The organism is Mycobacterium sp. TH-M82 (assembly GCF_057473605.1).
The window spans coordinates 1-1,022 of sequence record NZ_JBYCKY010000580.1 but is presented as its reverse complement, the minus strand read 5'-3'; the positions used below and the strand labels follow the sequence as shown (position 1 = coordinate 1,022).

Genomic DNA, 1,022 nt, shown 5'->3' with positions numbered 1-1,022 from the left:
GACGGGCGGCGCCTGGCCCGGCATCGGCGGCTCTCCGGTGGTCTTGCTCAGCATGGCCGAGCCGTAGTCGAGGTGCGAGGCGTCCGATTCGACCCATCCCGGGGGCAGCAGGAAGCTGAACCCTCCGACGGCGTTCGTGATCCGGGGCAGGTCCGGTGGCGGTGGCGGGGGCGGCGCGTTGGGGTCGGCCGGCGGCGGGGACGGCGCGTTGGGGTCGGCCGGCGGGGGCGCCGCATTCGGGTCACCCGGGGCGGGCGCGGGTGAAGGCGAGGGCGCGGGGGCGGCCGTGGTGGCCGGCGGTGGCCCGGGTTCCGGATCGGCCTTCGAGGTCGCCGGCAGAGCGATACCGACGGCGCTGACACTGGTCACGACCGCAATCGCCAGGGTGGCCCACAGTCTCCTGCGGCGCGTTGAGTTCAGGTCCTCCCGATCCATGGCGACGAACCTACCGCGTTACGGCTGTGACGCAAGGGTGGCTTGCTGACAATGTGATGCGCTTTTTCTCGTGTGGTCCCTGCGGCAATTGGTCAGCGCGCCCGCTCGTCAGCCGAGGTGTCGCCGCGGTGCCGGATACAGGGCGACCTCGTGGGCCTTGACGCTGAACCACACCCGTTCCCCGGGGGTCAGCCGCAATTCCGCGACGGCCTCGACGGTGACTCGTGCGGACACGCCGGGCGCGCCGTCGGGTTGCTCGCGGCCGCGCACCAATACCGCCGAGCCGCGCGTGTCGAGCTTGGCGACGGTCTGCTCGACGGTGTTGCGCGGACTGCCGTGCGGTCGAGTCCCATGGCGCTATTGACCAGGTTGACACCGGCGATACGCGCTCCGAAATTGCTGCGGGGGCCGTCAGCGCCTCGGCCACCGGACCGAATTCGGAGATCCTGCCCGACTCCAGCACCAGGACCCGGTCGGCCAGCGTGAACACGTCCAGCAGGTCATGGGTTATCAGGATCACGGCGCAGCCGCTGCGGGACACCACCGCTCGCAGCACCGCGCGGATGGCCGCGGCCGCGGCGACGTCG

General features: G+C 71.7%; 1 protein-coding gene and 1 pseudogene. Both read right to left on the bottom strand.

Features of this window, described 5'->3' with window-relative positions; genetic code table 11:
- Nucleotides 1–435 (bottom strand): APA family fibronectin-binding glycoprotein (locus tag AC2VON_RS17475; protein WP_486954080.1); only part of this gene is annotated, 435 nt, incomplete at its 3' end.
- A 108-nt stretch (nucleotides 436–543) separates the two neighbouring features.
- Nucleotides 544–1,022, bottom strand: a pseudogene (locus tag AC2VON_RS17470) (TOBE domain-containing protein); the annotation flags it as partial.